General features: G+C 42.4%; 6 protein-coding genes and 1 pseudogene. 6 read left to right on the top strand and 1 reads right to left on the bottom strand.

What is annotated here, in order from left to right:
* Positions 1-84: 84 nt before the first annotated feature.
* The 6 genes and pseudogenes from GVY04_00215 (at position 85) to GVY04_00190 (ending at position 2,840) form a co-directional block, all read left to right on the top strand.
* A complete protein-coding gene (locus GVY04_00215) occupies positions 85-345 on the top strand; it encodes a hypothetical protein (protein NBD14602.1) in 261 nt (86 codons plus the stop codon).
* A pseudogene (locus GVY04_00210) lies at positions 338-757 on the top strand (retroviral-like aspartic protease). The gene GVY04_00215 and the pseudogene GVY04_00210 overlap by 8 nt, the downstream one beginning before the upstream one ends.
* A 387-nt stretch (positions 758-1,144) precedes the next feature.
* A complete protein-coding gene (locus GVY04_00205) occupies positions 1,145-1,411 on the top strand; it encodes a hypothetical protein (protein NBD14601.1) in 267 nt (88 codons plus the stop codon).
* A gap of 6 nt (positions 1,412-1,417) precedes the next feature.
* Complete coding sequence (locus GVY04_00200; GenBank protein ID NBD14600.1) at positions 1,418-1,798, top strand: PIN domain-containing protein; 381 nt, start codon at positions 1,418-1,420, stop codon at positions 1,796-1,798.
* Between the two features lie 73 nt (positions 1,799-1,871).
* Positions 1,872-2,486, top strand: coding sequence for a Uma2 family endonuclease (locus GVY04_00195; protein NBD14599.1), 615 nt, complete (start codon positions 1,872-1,874; stop codon positions 2,484-2,486).
* A gap of 66 nt (positions 2,487-2,552) precedes the next feature.
* Positions 2,553-2,840, top strand: a complete 288-nt coding sequence (locus GVY04_00190; protein ID NBD14598.1) for a DUF433 domain-containing protein — start codon at positions 2,553-2,555, stop codon at positions 2,838-2,840.
* A 65-nt stretch (positions 2,841-2,905) separates the two neighbouring features.
* Here the strand turns inward: GVY04_00190 and GVY04_00185 are convergent.
* Positions 2,906-3,114, bottom strand: a 209-nt coding sequence (locus GVY04_00185; protein ID NBD14597.1) for a transposase, incomplete at its 5' end; no start/stop codon positions are given.

The raw sequence follows: 3,114 nt of genomic DNA, 5'->3' as shown, positions 1-3,114 counted from the left end.
ATAACACATGAAAGTGATTAAGTGCAATTCATATCTAGCTATTTCAGCTACTCTAGTGAATGTGGATATCCTAACTAAAGACCTATGACATTCCCTGAATTGCTTCCTGTGGTTAGTCGGCTCTCTCATCAAGATAAGTTACGTCTGATTCACTTCCTTTTATTAGCGGTGGCAAAGGAGGAGGGATGCGAATTGCAAACATCAGAGACTCAATCTCAAGAAGATTCTTTACTGAAACAGTTAGAATCGACTGAAGCAGTTGTCTGGTCACCCTATGATGCTCATGAAGCAGCTCAAGCCCTCTCAGATCTTCTGACATCTACTCAGCAAGAGGGCAATGCTTAAAGGTCAGCGTTTTCCTTTCATTGAGCACACTAATCGTGCAGGCTTATCGAGTATGATGCCTTATCTACCCATAACGCTGACTTATAGAGATCAATCTGTAGAAAGCATGGCTTTGCTGGATACTGGGGCAAGCGTCAACGTACTACCGTATGAAATAGGCTTACAATTAAGTGCAGTTTGGGAAGAATAGACAGTTCCCATCCAATTGAGCGGTAATTTAGCTCGGATGGAGGCAAGAGGATTGGTCTTATCGGCTACTGTTGCTGAATTTCCCTCAGTATTGCTTGCATTCGCTTGGACAAAATCGAGTGAAGCACCTTTAATATTGGGTCACACGAATTTCTTTGCAGAATTTGATGTTTGCTTCTACCGTGCTGATCTTGCCTTTGAGTTACGTCCTCGACCAAAATAAAGGACGGTACGGCGAAAAGGAGCGGATTACATTTTTGAAATTTGCGCGATCGCAGAACCTCAAAGCAAAGCGCAATTATCGTGAAAAGTTGATAGAATCCGAATGATTGTGAAACGCTAATAATGATGACCTTATCTGATCGCGCACTTTCCCAGGACTACAATTAACCGTTGACCAGTTCTTTAATCCATTTTGCAGTTCCCATTTGCATAAATGTACGGAATGCTAAGTTCGTTCTTAATGCTTTTCACGATACAGAGTTTATCCTGTTACTGTAGCTGAATTTTGCAGTTAAGCGCGATCACAGTTGGCTATCATTACGATCTCTTGTAGTAGAAACTCTCTCCTAAAATAAAGGTATTAGGATAGATTGTACTAAAGGAGAATATGGCTAAAAACATCACTTTGGAGATACCTTCAGAACTAGAACACGAACTAGCCACCGAGGCTTCTCAGCTTAAATTGCCTTTAGCAGAGTACATTCTGCGTGTTCTCTCCTTTCGCCCTTTTCTTCAAAATCCTCCCAAAACAGGGGTAGAACTGGTTGCCTATTGGGAAAGCATTGGGGTAGTTGGTTCTCGCCCTGACATTTCGGATAGTCAGAAACATGCTCGAAACTTGCGTCAGGATGCTGAAAACCGAGAGCGACAATAAATAGCAATGTACCTGGTTGATACTGATATCATGATTGATATTCAGCGAAGTTATGCACCTGCGCTTGCTTGGTTTACCTCTCTTGGAGAACTGCCAAACCTTCCTCGATTTGTGGTAATGGAATTAATTCAAGATGCCGAAAACAAACAGCAAGTTCGTAAAGTTCTACAGATGGTAGCCCCGTTGCCAATTGTTTGGCCTACTGAAACTGATTGTGCCCGTGCTTTGTCTGATTTCACAGCCTATCATCTGTCCCATAAAGTCGGTTTGATTGATGCCTTGATTGCTGCTTGTGCCGTTGGGCAAAATGCAACTCTCTGCACTTTCAACGTAAAGCACTATCGAGTTATACCAGGCTTGAAGCTAGAGCAACCCTATAGTCGCTGAAACTGCCTAACCTCTCGTTAGTATAGAGGGGCAATCACCACAGATTCAATAATCTACAGGAGAAGTAATCTCAATGATTGCAGCAAGTGAGAAAGTACCCCTATCATTCAATGAATTTATTGATTGGTATCCAGAAACTTCAGAAATCAACTATGAACTAAGACGAGGGGTAATTGTTGAGATGCCAAAGCCCAAGGGAAAACACTCAGAGATTACAGGGTTTGGCATCAAAAAATTAAACTACGCGATTGATCAAATGCAAGTCCCTTACTTTATCCCCAGAGAGTGTATTATCAAGATATCTGACGATACAGGCTATGAACCGGATATTGCTGTGGTAGATCGCGCCGGTTTAGCCGATGAATCCAGATGGGAAAGTTCCTCAATCATTGAGTCTGGAAAATCCCTCAAGCTAGTGGTAGAAGTGGTTTCAACGAACTGGCGCGATGATTATGCACTCAAACTGTCTGATTATGAAAGTATTGGCATCGAAGAATATTGGATTGCGGATTACCTTGGAATTGGGGGTCGTCGCTACATTGGTTCCCCTAAACAACCCACCTTGAGTGTCTGTACTCTGGTTGATGGGGAATATGAAATACAACAGTTTAAGAATGATGACTTTATACAATCGCACATTTTCCCAGAACTACAACTAACTGTTGACCAGTTCTTTAATCCATTTTGATCATTGATGATTCCCTTCTCCCTTATAGAATGGTCTGTGTGAACAAAGTCAAGGAAATTTTGATCCATGACCGCTACAAGTGATATTGGCACACTCATCGTCTCAACAGCAGGTATTTTAGGAGGTCGTCCTCGTATTGCCAATACAAGAGTTTCTGTGCAACGAATTGCAGCTTGGTATAAGAAAGGATTAAATGCTGAAGACATTGTTGAGCGCATGGGCAATGTCACTTTAGCGCAAGTTTATGCAGCTTTAGCTTACTATCATCTCAACCGAGAAGAAATTGAGTCTTACCTAACAGCTGAAAAATTGGCGTATGAACAACAACTTGCTAATCCAAACTATTCCGCATGAGCGACATTCGGCTACTGATTGATGAAGATGCAATGGATCGAAGATTCGTGACGTACTCCCGACGCTTATCCTGCGGATAAAGCGCGGGCTTCTCCAGTCTTTCGACCTTCGCGTTTTATAGTGAGGCGGACGCCCAACCCCACTTCCTTAATTAAAATTCCTGAGTTTATGTCCCTCTGGAGTTTAATCCCGCAATGAGGACAACTATGCCAGCGATCAGACAACTCTTTAGGAACACGGTTTAAGCAATTAGAGCAATGTTGCGATGTACCTT

This window comes from Cyanobacteria bacterium GSL.Bin1, assembly GCA_009909085.1.
GTDB lineage: Bacteria > Cyanobacteriota > Cyanobacteriia > Cyanobacteriales > Rubidibacteraceae > Halothece.
The sequence above is the reverse complement of the archived record's forward strand: the minus strand, read 5'-3'. Positions and strand labels throughout refer to the sequence as shown.